This window comes from Azospirillum himalayense, from assembly GCF_042657465.1.
In the GTDB taxonomy this organism is placed as follows: domain Bacteria; phylum Pseudomonadota; class Alphaproteobacteria; order Azospirillales; family Azospirillaceae; genus Azospirillum; species Azospirillum himalayense.
Window position 1 is genome coordinate 108,485 of record NZ_JBHSLC010000111.1, and the last position, 16,642, is coordinate 125,126.

13 protein-coding genes are annotated in these 16,642 nt (G+C 67.2%); all 13 read left to right on the forward strand.

Features of this window, described 5'->3' with window-relative positions:
• Positions 1–94 precede the first annotated feature (94 nt).
• Positions 95–982 (forward strand): ABC transporter ATP-binding protein, encoded by an 888-nt coding sequence (locus ACFPMG_RS29935; RefSeq protein WP_014241713.1) that lies wholly within the window; start codon positions 95–97, stop codon positions 980–982.
• Complete coding sequence (locus tag ACFPMG_RS29940; protein WP_376999087.1) at positions 982–2,913, forward strand: long-chain fatty acid--CoA ligase; 1,932 nt, start codon at positions 982–984, stop codon at positions 2,911–2,913. Before ACFPMG_RS29935 ends, ACFPMG_RS29940 begins: the two co-directional genes overlap by 1 nt.
• Positions 2,914–3,103: 190 nt before the next feature.
• Entirely contained in the window at positions 3,104–3,991 is an 888-nt protein-coding gene (locus ACFPMG_RS29945) for a branched-chain amino acid ABC transporter permease (protein ID WP_376999089.1), read from the forward strand.
• A 15-nt stretch (positions 3,992–4,006) separates the two neighbouring features.
• Complete coding sequence (locus tag ACFPMG_RS29950) at positions 4,007–5,080, forward strand: branched-chain amino acid ABC transporter permease (protein ID WP_137117655.1); 1,074 nt, start codon at positions 4,007–4,009, stop codon at positions 5,078–5,080.
• A gap of 55 nt (positions 5,081–5,135) precedes the next feature.
• Positions 5,136–6,419, forward strand: coding sequence for an ABC transporter substrate-binding protein (locus tag ACFPMG_RS29955; protein ID WP_376999092.1), 1,284 nt, complete (start codon positions 5,136–5,138; stop codon positions 6,417–6,419).
• Between the two features lie 79 nt (positions 6,420–6,498).
• On the forward strand, positions 6,499–7,359 hold the full coding sequence (locus tag ACFPMG_RS29960) for an ABC transporter ATP-binding protein (protein WP_109469031.1): 861 nt from the start codon (positions 6,499–6,501) through the stop codon (positions 7,357–7,359).
• Between the two features lie 170 nt (positions 7,360–7,529).
• Positions 7,530–8,759, forward strand: coding sequence for a phenylacetate--CoA ligase family protein (locus tag ACFPMG_RS29965; protein ID WP_376999094.1), 1,230 nt, complete (start codon positions 7,530–7,532; stop codon positions 8,757–8,759).
• A gap of 60 nt (positions 8,760–8,819) precedes the next feature.
• Positions 8,820–10,313, forward strand: coding sequence for an aldehyde dehydrogenase family protein (locus ACFPMG_RS29970; RefSeq protein ID WP_376999096.1), 1,494 nt, complete (start codon positions 8,820–8,822; stop codon positions 10,311–10,313).
• Positions 10,314–10,545: 232 nt separating this feature from the next.
• Entirely contained in the window at positions 10,546–11,718 is a 1,173-nt protein-coding gene (locus ACFPMG_RS29975; RefSeq protein ID WP_149163742.1) for an isovaleryl-CoA dehydrogenase, read from the forward strand.
• A gap of 25 nt (positions 11,719–11,743) precedes the next feature.
• Positions 11,744–12,925: an acetyl-CoA C-acyltransferase gene (locus ACFPMG_RS29980; RefSeq protein WP_376999098.1), complete on the forward strand. Its 1,182-nt coding sequence runs from the start codon at positions 11,744–11,746 to the stop codon at positions 12,923–12,925.
• Between the two features lie 144 nt (positions 12,926–13,069).
• Positions 13,070–14,203 carry an acyl-CoA dehydrogenase family protein gene (locus ACFPMG_RS29985; protein WP_376999100.1) on the forward strand — a complete coding sequence of 378 codons (1,134 nt, stop codon included), beginning with the start codon at positions 13,070–13,072 and terminating at the stop codon, positions 14,201–14,203.
• Between the two features lie 28 nt (positions 14,204–14,231).
• On the forward strand, positions 14,232–15,839 hold the full coding sequence (locus ACFPMG_RS29990; RefSeq protein ID WP_376999102.1) for a carboxyl transferase domain-containing protein: 1,608 nt from the start codon (positions 14,232–14,234) through the stop codon (positions 15,837–15,839).
• A 17-nt stretch (positions 15,840–15,856) separates the two neighbouring features.
• Positions 15,857–16,639, forward strand: coding sequence for an enoyl-CoA hydratase/isomerase family protein (locus ACFPMG_RS29995; protein WP_376999104.1), 783 nt, complete (start codon positions 15,857–15,859; stop codon positions 16,637–16,639).
• Positions 16,640–16,642: the final 3 nt, after the last annotated feature.

Consider the following 16,642-nt stretch of genomic DNA (forward strand, 5'->3'; position numbering starts at 1 on the left):
TTGCACAAAGGACGGTCCACAATATGGACCAGTTCGCCACTCAAACAGTCCGGCGAACGATAAAAAAGGCAGTTCCACAGCAACGGAGGAGGAAATGTCAGGCGCGCCCGTCGCATCGCCACGCGGTTACGCCCACCCGGCCGACGCCACCCGCGCGGCCTCCCCATCGGACACCATCTTCGAAGCCCGGGGCGTGTCCTTGCGCTTTGGCGGCGTGCAGGCGCTGACCGACGTCGGTTTCAGCATCCGCAAGGGGGAGCTGTTCTCCATCATCGGCCCGAACGGTGCGGGCAAGACCTCCATGGTCAACTGCATCTCCGGCCGCTACCGGCCCACCGACGGAAAGGTCTATTTCAAGGGCCAGGACATCACGGGCATGACGCCCAACCACCGCGCCTCGCTCGGCATCGGGCGCACCTTCCAGAATCTGGCGCTGTTCGGCCACATGACGGTGCTCGACAACATCATGGTCGGGCGCCACCACCTGCTGAAGAACAACTTCTTCACCGGGTCGCTCTACTGGCTGACCGGCGCCCGCAAGGAGGAGCTGGCCCACCGCCGCGAGGTCGAGGAGATCATCGACTTCCTGGAAATCCAGCATGTCCGCAAGGCCACCGCCGGCACGCTCTCCTACGGCCTGCGCAAGCGGGTGGAGCTGGCCCGCGCCATCGCGCTGAAGCCCGACCTGATCCTCCTGGACGAGCCCATGGCGGGCATGAACCTGGAGGAGAAGGAGGACATGGCCCGCTACATCGTCGATCTGAACGAGGAGTTCGGCATGACGGTGGTGATGATCGAGCACGACATGGGCGTCGTGATGGACATCTCCCACCGCGTGATCGTCCTGGAGTTCGGGAAGAAGATCGCCGAGGGCACGCCGGAGGAGGTTTTGGCCGACCCGCGCGTCAAGCGCGCCTATCTCGGCGAGGACGACGAGGAGGACGAGGCCGTGGCCCCGCCGCCCAAGCAGGAGGTCGCGTGATGTCTCTTCCTGATATCAAGACCCACGACACGCTGCCGAAGCTGCTGACCCTGCACGCCCGCGAGCATGGCGGCGACGTCGCCATGCGCGAGAAGGACTTCGGCATCTGGCGCGAGTTCACCTGGGCGGACATGCATGCCCGCGTGCGCGCCTTCACGCTCGGCCTCATCAAGCTCGGCGTGGAGCGCGGCCATGTGGTGGCCCTGCTTGGCGACAACCGGCCCGACTGGGTGATGGGCGAGATCGCCGCCCACGCCATGGGCGCCATGAGCCTGGGCATCTACCGTGACGCCATGGACGAGGAGGTCGCCTACCTCATCACCTACGCCGACGTTCACGTCATCTTCGCGGAGGATGAGGAGCAGGTCGACAAGCTGCTGAACCTCGGCGAGCGCCTGCCGACGCTGAAGCACATCATCTATTCCGACCCCCGCGGCATGCGCAAGTACAGCGACCCCCGCCTGATGGAGGCGGCGGAGCTGGTGAAGCTGGGCAACGCGCTGCACGCCGAGAAGCCGAACCTCTACGAGGATCTGGTCGGCGCGACGCGCGGCGACGACGTGGCGGTGCTCTGCACCACCTCGGGCACCACCTCGAACCCGAAGCTGGCGATGCTGCCGGCCGGGCGGCTGATCCGCCACGTCGCCAGCTACCTGTCGGTGGATCCCAAGGGGCCGACCGACGAGTATGTGTCGGTGCTGCCGCTGTCCTGGATCATGGAGCAGATCTACGCCGTCGGCATGGGCATGGTGTCGCGGATGCGCGTGAACTTCGTCGAGGAAGCCGAGACGATGATGAACGACTTCCGCGAGATCGGGCCGAGCTTCGTGTTGTTTGCCCCCCGCCTGTGGGAGCAGATCGCCGCCGACGTGCGCGCCCGCATGATGGACGCCTCGCCCTTCAAGCAGAAGATGTACGACTACGGCATGAAGCTGGGGCTGGAGGCGCTCGCCAACGGAACCCGCTCCGCCGTTGCCGACCGCATTCTCTTCGCAGCGCTGCGAGACCGCCTGGGCTTCACCAACCTGAAGTCGGCGGCGACCGGCGGTGCCGCGCTCGGCCCCGACACCTTCAAGTTCTTCCAGGCGCTGGGCGTGCCGCTGCGCCAGATCTACGGCCAGACGGAGACGATGGGCGCCTACACGGTGCACCGCTCCAACGACGTGGACTTCGACACGGTGGGCGTGCCCTTCGACGACGGCGTCAAGGTCAAGGTGATCGAGCCCGACCAGAACGGCATCGGCGAGATCGTCGTCAGCCATCCCAACATGTTCGCCGGCTACTACCGCAACGAGGCTTCGACCACGGCGGACCTGCGCGACGGCTGGATGCACACGGGCGACGCCGGCTTCTTCGACAAGAAGGGCCATCTGGTCATCATCGACCGCATCAAGGACATCGCCACCACCAGCAACAACGACCGCTTCAGCCCGCAGTACATCGAGAACAAGCTGAAATTCAGCCCCTACGTGGCCGAGGCGGTGATCCTGGGCAACAAGCGGCCCTACCTGTCGGCGATCATCTGCATCCGCTTCCCCATCGTGTCGAAGTGGGCGGAGAAGAACCGCATCGCCTTCACCACCTATTCCGACCTCGCGTCGAAGCCGGAAGTCTACGAGCTGCTGCGCCAGGAGGTGGAGCGGGTGAACGCGACGCTGCCGGAGTTCCAGCGAATCACCAAGTTCTTGCTGCTCTACAAGGAGCTGGACGCCGACGACGGCGAGCTGACGCGCACCCGCAAGGTGCGGCGCGGCGTGATCGCCGAGAAGTACGGCGAGATCATCGACTCCATCTACGCGGGCCAGCCGGCCATCGACGTGGACACCACCATCACCTTCCAGGACGGCACCAAGCAGCGCATCCGCACCGTGCTGAAGGTGGTCGACCTGCTGCCCACGCCGGCCAAGAAGCCGGCGCAGGCCGCGGCATGAGGGGGGTGAGGATGACGCGCCTGTATTCCCCTCTCCCGCCCCGGGAGAGGGAAGGGGCCCACGCCCCCGGCGTGGGAAGGGTGAGGGTGCCGGCAACGGGCCGGCTCTCGATCCTCGAATGCACCCTCACCCGGCGCTTCGCGCCACCCTCTCCCGGGACGGGAGAGGGGATTGAGAACGAGGCCACGCCATGACCTTGCTCTTCCAGCTTCTCGTCAACGGACTGATCGTCGGCGCGCTGTACGGCGTCGTGGCGATGTCCTTCGTGCTGATCTACAAGGCCAGCCGCATCGTGAACTTCGCCCAGGGCGAGTTCCTGCTGATCGGCGCCTGGACCTGCTGGTGGCTGCTGACCTCCTGGCAGTTGCCCTTCTGGATCGGGTTCCCGATCACGCTGGCCTTCATGCTGGTCTTCGGAATCGTGCTTCAGGTCGTCGTGCTGCGGCCGATGATCGGAGAGCCGATCATCTCCGTCATCATGGTCACCATCGGCCTGTCGATCTTCTTCCAGGCGATGATGAAGTGGATGTTCGGCGTCTTCGCCAAACCCTTCCCGACCATCTTCGCCAGCCCGACCGTGAACATCCTCGGGCTCGACGTGCAGACCGTCTACGTGATGAGCCTGGTCATCTCGCTGCTGATCATGGCGGGCTTCGGCTGGTTCTTCAAATACTCGCGCATGGGTCTGGCGATGCGGGCGACCGCCTTCGACCAGCAGGTCGCGCAGTCGCTCGGCATCTCCGTCCGCCACATGTTCGCGATGAGCTGGGCCATCTCCGCCATGGTGTCGGCGGTGGCCGGCGTCACGGTCGGCGTGGTCAACGGCGTGTCCTCCGCGCTCTCCTTCTTCGGCATCAAGGTCTTCCCGGCGGTCATCCTCGGCGGGCTGGACAGCGTGGCCGGAGCGGTGCTGGGCGGCCTGATCGTCGGCGTGCTGGAGAATCTCGCGCACTACCTGGACAGCCAGTGGCTGAACTGGGGCAACATGTACGAGATCGCCCCCTTCTACGTCCTGATCGTCATCCTGATGATCAAGCCCTACGGCCTCTTCGGCACCAAGGACATCGAGCGCGTGTAAGGAGCGGCCGCAATCATGGCGAACATCAGTCTCATCCCCTGCGGCGACTTCAAGACCCGGTACGCCGCCGATACGACCATCTTCCCGACCAGGACCAGCCGCAACTTCGCCATCCTGGGCGTGGCGCTGCTGCTGCTCTGCCCGGCTTTCATGGACCGCTACTGGCTGAACCTGTGCATCCAGATCGGCTATCTCGGCATCGCGGCGCTGGGGCTGAACATCCTGGTCGGCTTCACCGGCCAGATCTCCATCGGGCACGCCGCCTTCTTCGGCTTCGGCGCCTTCTCGTCGGCGTGGCTGTCGAACAGCTTCGGCATCCCGGTGGCGCTCGCCATCCCGCTGGCCGGCGTGATGACCACCGCGGTCGGCATGCTGTTCGGCATCCCGGCGGCGCGGCTGAAGGGCCTGTACCTCGCCATCGCCACGCTGGCGGCGCAGTACATCCTCCAGGACTTCTTCTCGCGGGCGGACTGGTTCACGGGGGGAACCGCCGGCACGATCGCGGAGCCGTTCAGCCTGTTCGGCTACGCCTTCGACACCGACGAGAGCTTCTTCTACGTCGTGCTGGTCTATGTGGTCGTCATGTACATCCTGGCGACCAACCTGATGCGGTCGCGCGACGGGCGGGCGCTGGTGGCGGTGCGTGACCATTATCTCTCCGCGGAGATCATGGGCATCAACCTGACCAAGTACCGCACGATGTCCTTCGGCATCTCGTCCTTCTACGCGGGCATCGGCGGCGCGCTCTACGCCCACTATCTCCAGTTCGTGTCGGTGGAGGGCTTCACGATCCTCTTCTCGATCCAGTTCCTCGGCATGATCATCATCGGGGGGCTGGGCTCGATCATGGGGTCGCTGATGGGCACCGCCTTCATGGTGCTGCTGCCGGAGGTGATGCAGGCCATCACCACGGCGCTGTCCGGCACCGCCATCGACGCCGCGCTGAACCTGAGGGAGGCCATCGCCTTCCTGCGCGAAATGGCCATCGGTCTGGTCATCATCCTGTTCCTGGTCTTCGAACCGGACGGGCTGGCCCACCGCTGGAAGCAGATCAAGGCCTACTGGAAGCTCTATCCCTTCTCGCACTGACACGCTTTCCGCAACACGGCTTCTGAAAAACATAACGACTGGGAGAAAACGCACCATGACCATGAAAACCGTCCTGCTGGCGTCCGCCGCCGTCGTCCTGCTCGGCACCGGGGCCGCCAACGCCCAGAAGATCCCGGTCGGACACCTCGCCGACCAGTCCGGCGCCACGTCGGACGTGGGCGTGCCCTTCGGCCAGGGCGTCGCCGACGCGCTCGCCTACATCAACAAGAACGGCGGCGTCGGCGGCACGACGATGGACGTCGAGACGGTGGACTACGGCTATCAGGCGCCGCGCGCCATCAGCCAGTACAAGAAGTGGTCGTCGGGCAGCGGCAAGGTCGCGGCCATCCAGGGCTGGGGCACCGCCGACACCGAGGCGCTGACCGGTTTCGTCGGCAAGGACGAGATCCCCTATTATTCCGGCTCCTACTCGGGCCACCTGACCGACCCGACCGGCAAGGGCCCGCACGGGTCGAAGCCGGCGCCCTACAATTTCTTCTACGGTCCGTCCTACTCCGACGGCCTGCGCGCCATGCTGATGTGGGCGGCGGACGACTGGAAGAAGAAGGGCGGCTCGGGCAAGCCCAAGTACGTCCACATGGGCGCCAACCACCCCTACCCGAACGCCCCGAAGGAAGCCGGTGAGCAGCTCGCCAAGGAGCTGGGCTTCGACGTGCTGCCGGCGGTCCAGTTCGCCCTGACGCCGGGCGATTACACCGCCCAGTGCCTGACGCTGAAGCAGGCCGGCGCCAACTACGCCTATCTCGGCAACACGGCGGGCTCGAACATCTCCGTGCTGAAGGCCTGCCAGACGGTCGGCGCCCAGGTGCAGTTCATGGGCAACGTCTGGGGCATGGACGAGAACGCCGCCAAGGCCGCCGGCTCGGCCGCCAACGGCGTGATCTTCCCGGTGCGGACCGCGGCGATCTGGGGCGGCGACGCGCCGGGCATGAAGATCGTCAAGGAGATCTCCAAGGTCTCCGACGCCGCCGGAACCGCCTACCGTCCGGTGCACTACGTCTCCGGCATTTGCTCCGCCTTCTACATGAAGGAAGCGATGGACTGGGCGAAGCAGAACGGCGGCGTGACCGGCCCGAACATCCGCAAGGGCATGTACCAGAAGAAGGATTGGGTGCCGGCGGGCCTGGAGGGCGTCTGCGTGCCGTCGACCTGGACCGAGACCGATCACCGCGGCATGGACAAGGTCAACCTGTACCGGGCCAACGTGACCGGCGACACCGGCGGCTCGGTGGACGAGCTGGTGAAGGCCGGCACGATCAAGCTGGAGAAGATCGCCACCGTCGACGTCCCGCGCAAGCCGGAGTGGCTGGGCTGGTAAGCCGGACCGCCCCCGCCGTCGCCGTGAAAGGGCGACGGCGGGGGCACCCGTCCCGTCTCACTGCATCAGGTGCCGCATCATGAACGCCGCCACCGCGACCGCCGCGGTCACTCCCGCCAGCGCTCCGGCGCCGGTTCCCGGCACGGCCAAGGCGCCGCTGCTGTCCGTCAACAACATCGAGGTCGTCTACAACGACGTCATCCTGGTGCTCCGCGGCCTCAGCCTGGAGGTGCCGGAGGGGGAGATCGTCGCCCTGCTGGGCGCCAACGGCGCGGGCAAATCGACGACGCTCAAGGCCATCTCCGGGCTGCTGAAGACCGAGGACGGCGAGGTCACGCGCGGCGACATCTCCTTCGCGGGCGAACGCATCAACGGCATCGACCCCGACAAGATCGTCCGGCGCGGCATCTTCCAGGTGATGGAGGGCCGCCGCATCATCGGCGACATGACCTGCCAGGAGAATTTGCGCCTCGGCGCCTTCACCCGCCGCGACGGCGGCGTGAAGGACGACATCGAGATGGTCTATCACTACTTTCCCCGCCTGAAGGAGCGCACCGGCCTCGCCGGCTACCTGTCGGGCGGCGAGCAGCAGATGCTGGCCATCGGGCGCGCGATGATGGCGCGGCCGAAGCTGATCCTGATGGATGAGCCGTCCATGGGCCTGTCGCCGCTGATGGTGAAGGAGGTCTTCAGCATCATCCGGCAGATCAACAAGGACCTCGGCGTCACCATCCTGCTGGTCGAGCAGAACGCCCGCATGGCGCTCCAGGCCGCGACCCGCGGCTACATCATGGAGAACGGCAAGGTCGTTCTGGACGGCACCGCCGAAGAGCTGCGCAACAACGAGGACGTGAAGGAATTCTACCTCGGCGGCGGCAACGAAGAGCGCAAGAGCTTCAAGAATCTGAAGAGCTTCAAGCGCCGGAAGCGCTGGATTTGAACCTGTCCCTCTCCCGTCCCGGGAGAGGGAAGGGGCCCACGAAGTGGGAAGGGTGAGGGTCTTGCAGGAAGAAAGGCGCCGACCGTTGGCGGCACCCTCACCCGGCCCTTCGGGCCACCCTCTCCCGGGGCGGGAGAGGAGAGAAGAAGAAAAACAGCCGGGAGGCATCGGTGTCCGACACTTACGATCAACTCGAAACCCGCTCCCCCGACCGGCGCGAGGCGGAGCTGTTCGCGGCGCTGCCGGCGCAGATCGCCCACGCCAAGGCGAACGCGCCCTATTTCACCCGCCTGCTCGCCGATGTGGACCCCGCCGCCATCGGTGACCGCGCGGCGCTCGCCGCGTTGCCGGTCACCCGCAAGTCGGACCTGATCGCGCTGCAGAAGGAGGCGCCGCCCTTCGGCGGGATGACCACGGTCGCCGTCGGGCGGCTGGCCCGTGTCTTCGCCTCGCCCGGCCCGATCCACGATCCGGAGGCGCACGGCACGGACCCCTGGCGCACCGCGCGGGCGCTCTACGCCTCGGGCATCCGCGGCGGCGACCTCGTGCAGAACTGCTTCGCCTACCACCTGACCCCCGCCGGCTCGATGTTCGAGACCGGCGCGCACGCGCTGGGCTGCGCGGTCATTCCCGCTGGCGTCGGCAACACGGAGATGCAGGCCCAGGTGGCCGCCCACCTGAAGCCGCGGGCCTACATCGGCACGCCCGACTTCCTGAAGATCATCCTGGAAAAGGGCGACGAACTGGGTCTGGACCTGTCCTCCATCGCGGTCGGCCACGTCACGGGCGGCCCCTTCCTGCCCGACGCCCGCGCCTTCTACGAGGGACGCGGCATCGCCGCCTACCAGAGCTACGGCACCGCCGACCTCGGCCTCGTCGCCTACGAGACGACGGCCCGCGCCGGGCTGGTGGTGGAGGAGGGCGTGATCGTGGAGATCGTCCGCCCCGGCACCGGCGATCCCGTTCCGGAGGGCGAGGTGGGGGAGGTCGTCGTCACCACCTTCAACCAAGCCTATCCGCTGGTCCGCTTCGCCACCGGCGACCTGTCCGCCGTGCTGCCCGGCGAAAGCCCCTGCGGGCGCACCAACATGCGCCTGAAGGGCTGGATGGGCCGCGCCGACCAGACCACCAAGGTCAAGGGCATGTTCGTCCACCCGCAGCAGATCGCCGAGGTGCTGCGCCGCCACCCGCAGATCGGCAAGGCCCGCCTCGTCGTCGGGCGGGAGGACGCCAACGACACCATGACCCTGCGCTGCGAGTCGCCCGAGTCCGGCGAGGCTTTGGCGGCGTCGGTGCGTGAAACTCTGGCCGCCGTCACCAAATTGAAGGGTGTCGTGGAGTTCGCGGCCCCCGGCAGCCTGCCCAACGACGGCAAGGTCATCGAAGACGCCCGCGCCTGAACGCCGACGATACCCGAAAACAACGATAACCGACCCGATACACACGAGGACCTTTTCGACATGAGCGTCAGCACCGACCTCCAGCTCGACCCCTTCGCGCTCGCCAGGGAGCTGTCGGGCAAGCATTTCTTCGGCGGCGCCTTCCGCCCCGCCTCCTCCGGCAAGGGCTTCCCCGTGGTGAACCCGGCGACCGGCGAGACGGTGGCCGAGGCCGCCTTTGGCGAGGCGGCGGACGTCGACGCCGCGGTGGCCGCCGCGGTGGCCGCGCAGAAGGAATGGGCCAAGCGCCCGGTGCGGGAACGCGGCAAGCTGGTCGCCGAATGCGGGCGCGTGCTCGACGCCCACAAGGAGGAGATCGCCAAGCTGATCGCGCTGGAGACCGGCAAGGCGCTGCGCACCGAATCGCGCGTCGAGGCGGGCGTTCTCTCCGACGCCTTTGTCTTCTTCGGCGGTCTGGCGCCGGAGCTGAAGGGCGAGACGATTCCCTTCAACCCGTCCATGCTGACCATGACGGTGCGCGAGCCGGTGGGCGTGGTCGGCGCGATCATCCCGTGGAACGTGCCGCTGCTGCTGATGGCGCTGAAGATCGCCCCGGCGATGGTGGCGGGCAATGCCGTCGTGGTGAAGTCGGCGGAGGAGGCGCCGCTCGCCGTGCTGCGCGTCGTCCAACTCATCAACACGGTGATCCCGGCGGGGGTGGTGAATATCCTCTCAGGCTACGGCCCGGAATGCGGCGCCCCGCTGGTGGCCCACAAGGACGTGAAGAAGGTGACCTTCACCGGCTCGGTCGAGACCGGCAAGATCGTCTACAAGACCGCCGCCGAGAAGCTGATCCCGGTGACGCTGGAGCTGGGCGGCAAGAGCCCGATGATCGTCTGCGGCGACGCCGATTTGGATCAGGCCATCGCGGGCGCCATCGCCGGCATGCGCTTCACCCGCCAGGGCCAGAGTTGCACCGCCTCCTCGCGCATCTTCGTCCATGACAGCATCCACGACGCCTTCGTGGAAAAGCTGAAGGAGAAGGTGAACGCCATGAAGATGGGCGACCCGCTCGACGAGTCGACCGATATCGGCACCATCGTCTCGCCGCAGCAGTTGGATCGGGTGCAGAGCTACATCGCCATCGGCAAGGAGGGCGGGGCGACGCCGCATGTCTGCTCGGCCATGCCGTCCGATCCGAAGCTGACCAAGGGCCTGTACGTTCAGCCGCACATCTTCACCGGCGTGAAGAACAGCGACCGCATCGCGCAGGAGGAAATCTTCGGCCCGGTCTGCTGCGTCATCCGCTGGACCGATTACGAAGAGGTCATCGCCCAAGCCAACGACACCGAATACGGCCTTGCCGCCACCATCTGGACGCGCGATTTGAAGGTGGCAATGGACGCGGTGCACCGGCTGGAGGCCGGGTTCGTTCAGGTGAACCAGAATCTGGTCGTGCAGCCGAACCTGTCCTACGGTGGCGTGAAGTCGTCGGGGCTGGGCAAGGAAGCCTCGCTGGAAGCGATGCTGGAGCACTTCACCCACAAGAAGACGATCATCATCAACATGAAGTGATGACTTTCCGTCCCCTCTCCCCTCCGGGGAGAGGGTTAGGGTGAGGGGGTTGCGCTTTTGCCGGACGTGCCGCCAAGCACATCCCCCTCACCGGCCCTTCGGGCCACCCTCTCCCCGGAGGGGAGAGGGCTAGAAGGCCTTGCCACGCCCATTTCCATACGCTACCGTACGGCTCCATACGTCGCCGTATGGCGGGAATGAAGAACAGACCTCCGGGGGGAGCGCCAACACCATGCTGTCGAACCAGTATCCGACCCTGAACTTCGACCTCGGCGAATCTGCGGACATGCTGCGCGACACCGTGCGCAGCTTCGCCGCCGACGAGATCGCGCCCCGCGCCGCCGAGATCGACCGGACCAACGAGTTCCCGAACGAGCTGTGGCGGAAGTTCGGCGACCTCGGCGTGCTCGGCATCACGGCGGAGGAGGAATACGGCGGCGCCGGCATGGGCTATCTGGAGCATGTCGTGGCGATGGAGGAAATCTCCCGCGCCTCGGCCTCGGTCGGCCTCAGCTACGGCGCGCACTCCAACCTCTGCGTCAACCAGATCCGCAAGAACGGCACCGCGGAGCAGAAGACCCGCTATCTGCCCAAGCTGATCTCCGGCGAGCACATCGGTGCCCTGGCCATGTCAGAGCCGAACGCCGGGTCCGACGTGGTGTCGATGAAGCTGCGCGCCGAGAAGAAGGGCGACCGCTACGTGCTGAACGGCACGAAGATGTGGATCACCAACGGGCCGGACGCCGACACGCTGGTGGTCTACGCCAAGACCGACGTCAACGCCGGCCCGCGCGGCATCACCGCCTTCCTCATCGAGAAGTCCTTCAAGGGCTTCTCCGTCGCGCAGAAGCTCGACAAGCTGGGCATGCGCGGCTCCAACACCGGCGAGCTGGTGTTCGAGGACTGCGAGGTGCCGGAGGAGAACATCCTGGGTGGCGTCGGGCGCGGCGTGAACGTGCTGATGTCGGGGCTGGACTATGAGCGCGCGGTGCTGGCCGGCGGGCCGCTCGGCATCATGCAGGCCTGCATGGATGTGGTGGTTCCCTACCTGCACGACCGCAAGCAGTTCGGCCAGCCGATCGGCGAATTCCAGCTCATGCAGGGCAAGCTGGCCGACATGTACACGATCATGAACGCCGCCAAGGCCTACGTGTACGCCGTCGCCAAGGCCTGCGACCGCGGCGAGACGGCCCGCAAGGACGCCGCCGGGGCGATCCTCTTCGCCGCCGAAAAGGCGACCTGGATGGCGCTGGAGGCCATTCAGACTCTGGGCGGCAATGGCTACATCAACGAATACCCGACGGGCCGCCTGCTGCGCGACGCCAAGCTCTACGAGATCGGCGCCGGCACCAGCGAGATCCGCCGCATGCTGATCGGGCGCGAGCTGTTCAAGGAAACGGCCTGAGGCCGGAAGGGAAGGAAAGAGCGTCATGACCGATACCGTTGTGATCGCGGGCGCCGCCCGTACCCCGATGGGTGGATTCCAGGGCGACTTGCAGGGACTGACCGCACCGCAGCTCGGCTCCGCCGCCATCAAGGCCGCGCTGGAGCGCGCCGGGGTGAAGCCGGACGCCGTGGACGAGGTCTTCATGGGCAACGTCCTGCCCGCCGGGTTGGGGCAGGCGCCGGCGCGTCAGGCGTCGCTCGGCGCCGGCATCCCGGAAGCCGCGGGCTGCACGACCATCTCCAAGGTCTGCGGGTCGGGCATGAAGGCGGTGATGCTCGCCACCGACCTCATCAAGGCCGGCTCGGCGGAGATCATGGTCGCCGGCGGCATGGAAAGCATGTCCAACGCCCCTTACCTGCTGGACCGCGCGCGCGGTGGCTACCGCATGGGCCATGGCCGCGTGCTCGACCACATGTTTCTCGACGGGCTGGAGGACGCCTACGACCGCGGGCGGCTGATGGGCACCTTCGCGGAGGAATGCGCCACCCACTACCAGTTCACCCGCGAGGCGCAGGACAACTACGCCATTGAGAGCCTGAACCGCGCCCGCCGCGCGACCGAGGACGGCAGCTTCGTCAAGGAGATCACCGCGGTCACGGTGAGGGGCCGCAAGGGCGACACGGTGGTGGAGAAGGACGAGCAGCCGCTGAAGGCCGACCCGGCCAAGATCCCCACGCTGAAGCCCGCCTTCGCCAAGGACGGCACGGTAACGGCGGCCAACGCCTCCTCGATTTCGGACGGTGCGGCGGCGCTGGTGCTGACCACGCGGTCGAACGCCGAAAAGCTCGGCCTGCCGATCCTGGCGGAGATCAAGGCCCACGCCAACCACGCCCAGGCCCCGGCCTGGTTCACCACCGCCCCGGTCGGTGCGATCAACAAGGTGCTGGAGCGCGCCGGCTGGTCGGCCAAGGACGTGGACCTCTACGAGCTGAACGAGGCCTTCGCCGTGGTCGCCATGGCGGCGATGCGCGAACTCGACATCCCTCACGACAAGATCAACGTGCATGGCGGCGCCTGCGCGCTCGGCCATCCGATCGGCGCGTCGGGGGCGCGTATTCTCGTCACGCTGCTGGCGGCCCTGGAGAAGAACGGGCTGAAGCGCGGCGTCGCCTCGCTGTGCATCGGCGGCGGCGAGGCCACGGCGGTGGCGGTGGAGTTGGTGTAAGAGCAGGGGCATCATAATCCCCTCTCCCCTCTGGGGAGAGGGTTAGGGTGAGGGGGTTGCGCATGTCGGAGCGTTCGGCAAAAGCGCAACCCCCTCACCCCGGCCCTCTCCCCAGAGGGGAGAGGGAGAACGGGAGGGACAGCAATGCGGCTGACGGAAGAGCAGCGGATGGTGCGCGACATGGCGCGGGACTTCGCGGCGGAGCGGCTGGCGCCCACCGCCGCCGAGCGCGACCGCACCGGCGCCTTCCCCAAGGAGGAGTTGGCCGAGATGGGCCGGCTCGGCCTGATGGGCATGCTGGTGCCGGAGGAGTTCGACGGCGCCGGCACCGACCACATCGCCTACGCGCTCGCCATCGAGGAGATCGCGGCGGGCGACGGCGCCATTTCCACCATCATGAGCGTGCACAACTCCGTCGGCTGCATGCCGATCCTGAAGTTCGGCAGCGCCGAGCAGAAGGAGCGCTTCCTGAAGCCGATGGCCCGCGGCGAGCAGCTCGGCTGCTTCTGCCTGACCGAGCCGCAGGCAGGGTCCGACGCCGCCGCCATCAAGACCCGCGCGCGCCGCGACGGCAACCACTGGGTCCTCAGCGGCACCAAGCAATTCATCACCTCAGGGAAAAACGCCGACGTCGCCATCGTCTTCGCGGTCAGCGACCCCGAGGCGGGAAAAAAGGGCATCACCGCCTTCATCGTGCCGACCGACACCCCCGGCTTCCAGGTCGCGCGGGTCGAGGAGAAGCTCGGCCAGAGCTGTTCCGACACCTGCCAGATCGTGCTGGAGGATTGCCGCATCCCCGCCGACCTGATGCTGGGCGCCGAGGGCGGCGGCTACCGGGTGGCGCTCGCCAACCTGGAGGGCGGGCGCATCGGCATCGCCTCGCAGTCGGTGGGCATGGCGCGTTCCGCGCTCGACCACGCCACCCGCTACGCCCAGGAGCGCCAGAGCATGGGCGTGCCGATCATCCAGCATCAGGCGGTGGCCTTCCGGCTGGCCGACATGGCGACGAAGGTGGAGGCCGCGCGCCAGCTCGTCCTGCACGCCGCGAGCCTGCGCGACGCCGGCGAGCCCTGCCTGAAGGAGGCGGCGATGGCGAAGCTGTTCGCCTCGGAGATCGCCGAGCGGGTCTGCTCCGACGCCATCCAGATCCATGGCGGCTACGGCTACCTGAACGATTTCCCGGTGGAGCGCATTTATAGAGACGTGCGCGTCTGCCAGATTTACGAGGGCACGAGCGACATCCAGCGGCTGGTCATCAGCCGCGCCCTGATGCAGTAGAACAAGAAGAGACGGGAGGACGACGGCCATGACCGTCCTGAAGAGCGCCCTGAACCCGCGCTCCGCCGAGTTCCAGACGAACGCCGACGCCATGTCCGCCCTGGTCGCCGACCTGCGCGAGAAGGTGGGCGCGATCAAGCAGGGTGGCGGCGCGAAGGCCCGCGACAAGCACCTGTCCCGCGGCAAGCTGCTGCCGCGCGAGCGCATCCGCCAGCTTCTGGACGTGGGCTCGCCCTTCCTGGAGCTGTCGCAGATGGCCGCCCACAAGGTCTATGACGACGACATCCCGGCGGCCGGCATCATCACCGGCATCGGCAGCGTGGCCGGGCAGGAATGCATGGTGGTCGTCAACGACGCCACGGTGAAGGGCGGCACCTACTTCCCCCTGACCGTCAAGAAGCACCTGCGCGCCCAGGAAGTGGCGCAACAGAACAACCTGCCCTGCATCTATCTGGTCGATTCGGGCGGTGCCAACCTGCCGAACCAGGACGAGGTGTTCCCCGACCGCGACCATTTCGGGCGCATCTTCTTCAACCAGGCCAACATGTCCGCCCAGGGCATCCCGCAGATCGCCGTGGTGATGGGAAGCTGCACGGCGGGCGGCGCCTACGTCCCGGCGATGTCGGACGAGGCGATCATCGTGCGCAACCAGGGCACCATCTTCCTCGGCGGCCCGCCGCTGGTGAAGGCGGCGACCGGCGAGGTGGTGTCGGCTGAGGACCTCGGCGGGGCGGACGTGCACTCCCGCACCTCCGGCGTGACCGACCATTACGCGATGAACGACGCCCACGCGCTCGCCATGGCGCGCAAGGTCGTGTCGAACCTGAACCGCAGCAAGCGCATCGACATGGACCTGCGCGAGCCGCAGGAGCCGGCCTACGACCCCCGCGAACTTTACGGCGTGATCCCCAGCGACCCGCGCAAGCCCTTCGACGTGCGCGAGGTCATCGCCCGCGTGGTCGACGGTTCCGTGCTGGACGAGTTCAAGCCGCTCTACGGTACGACGCTGGTCTGCGGCTTCGCCCACATCTTCGGCTACCCGGTCGGCATCATCGCCAACAACGGCATCCTGTTCAGCGAATCCGCCCTGAAGGGCGCGCATTTCGTGGAGCTGTGCTGCCAGCGCGGCATTCCGTTGGTCTTCCTCCAGAACATCACCGGCTTCATGGTCGGGCGGAAGTACGAGGCCGGCGGCATCGCCAAGGACGGCGCGAAGCTGGTCACCGCCGTCGCCTGCGCCAAGGTGCCGAAATTCACCGTCATCATCGGCGGCAGCTACGGCGCCGGCAACTACGGCATGTGCGGGCGCGCCTATTCCCCACGCTTCCTCTGGATGTGGCCGAACTCGCGCATCTCGGTGATGGGCGGGGAACAGGCGGCCGGCGTGCTCGCCCAGGTGCGGCGCGACGCCATGGAATCCCAGGGGAAGAGCTGGGCGCCGGAGGAGGAGGAGGTCTTCAAGTCCCCCATCCGCCAGCAGTACGAACACCAGGGCCATCCCTACTACGCCTCCGCCCGGCTGTGGGACGACGGAATCATCGACCCGGCGGACACCCGCATGGTGCTCGGCCTCGGCCTGTCGGCGTCTCTAAACGCCCCGGTCGAAAAGACCACCTTCGGCGTGTTCCGGATGTGAGCGGAGGGACGACGAGCATGAGCGACATTCTGATCGACATCGCCGCCAGCGGGGTGGCCGCCGTCACGATGAACCGGGCGGAGGTGCACAACGCTTTCAACGAGCGGGTCATCGCCGATCTGACCGACGCCTTCCTCAGCCTGGGATCGAACCCAGACGTCCGCGCCATCCTGCTGCGCGGCGCGGGCAAGAGCTTCTCCGCCGGGGCCGACCTCGGCTGGATGAAGAAGATGGCGGGTTACAGCCACGGCGAGAACGTCGAGGACGCCATGGGCCTCGCCACCATGCTGCGCACGCTGGACGAATGCCCGAAGCCGACCATCGCCGTGGTGCAGGGTCCGGCCTTCGGCGGCGGGGTGGGGCTGGTCGCCGCCTGCGACATCGCCATCGCCGCCGAGACCGCCAGCTTCGCCCTGACCGAGGTGCGGCTGGGCCTGATCCCCGCGGTCATCAGCCCCTATGTGGTGGCCGCGATGGGCGAACGCGCCTGCCGCCGCTACTTCCTGACGGCGGAGCGATTCTCCGCCGCCGAGGCCCTGCGGCTCGGCCTGCTGCACCAGACCGTCCCGGCGACGGAGCTGGACGCCGCGGTGGAGGTGATGGTGCGCAACCTGCTGCAATGCGGCCCGGCCTCCCAGACCGCGGCGAAGGAACTGATCCGCGCCGTGGCGCGCCGTCCGCTGGACGACGCGCTGGTCCGCGACACGGCGGAGCGCATCGCCCGCCAGCGCGCGAGCGACGAGGGGAGGGAGGGCGTCGGCGCCTTCCTGGAGAAACGCGAACCCGCGTGGCGGAGCTGAGGC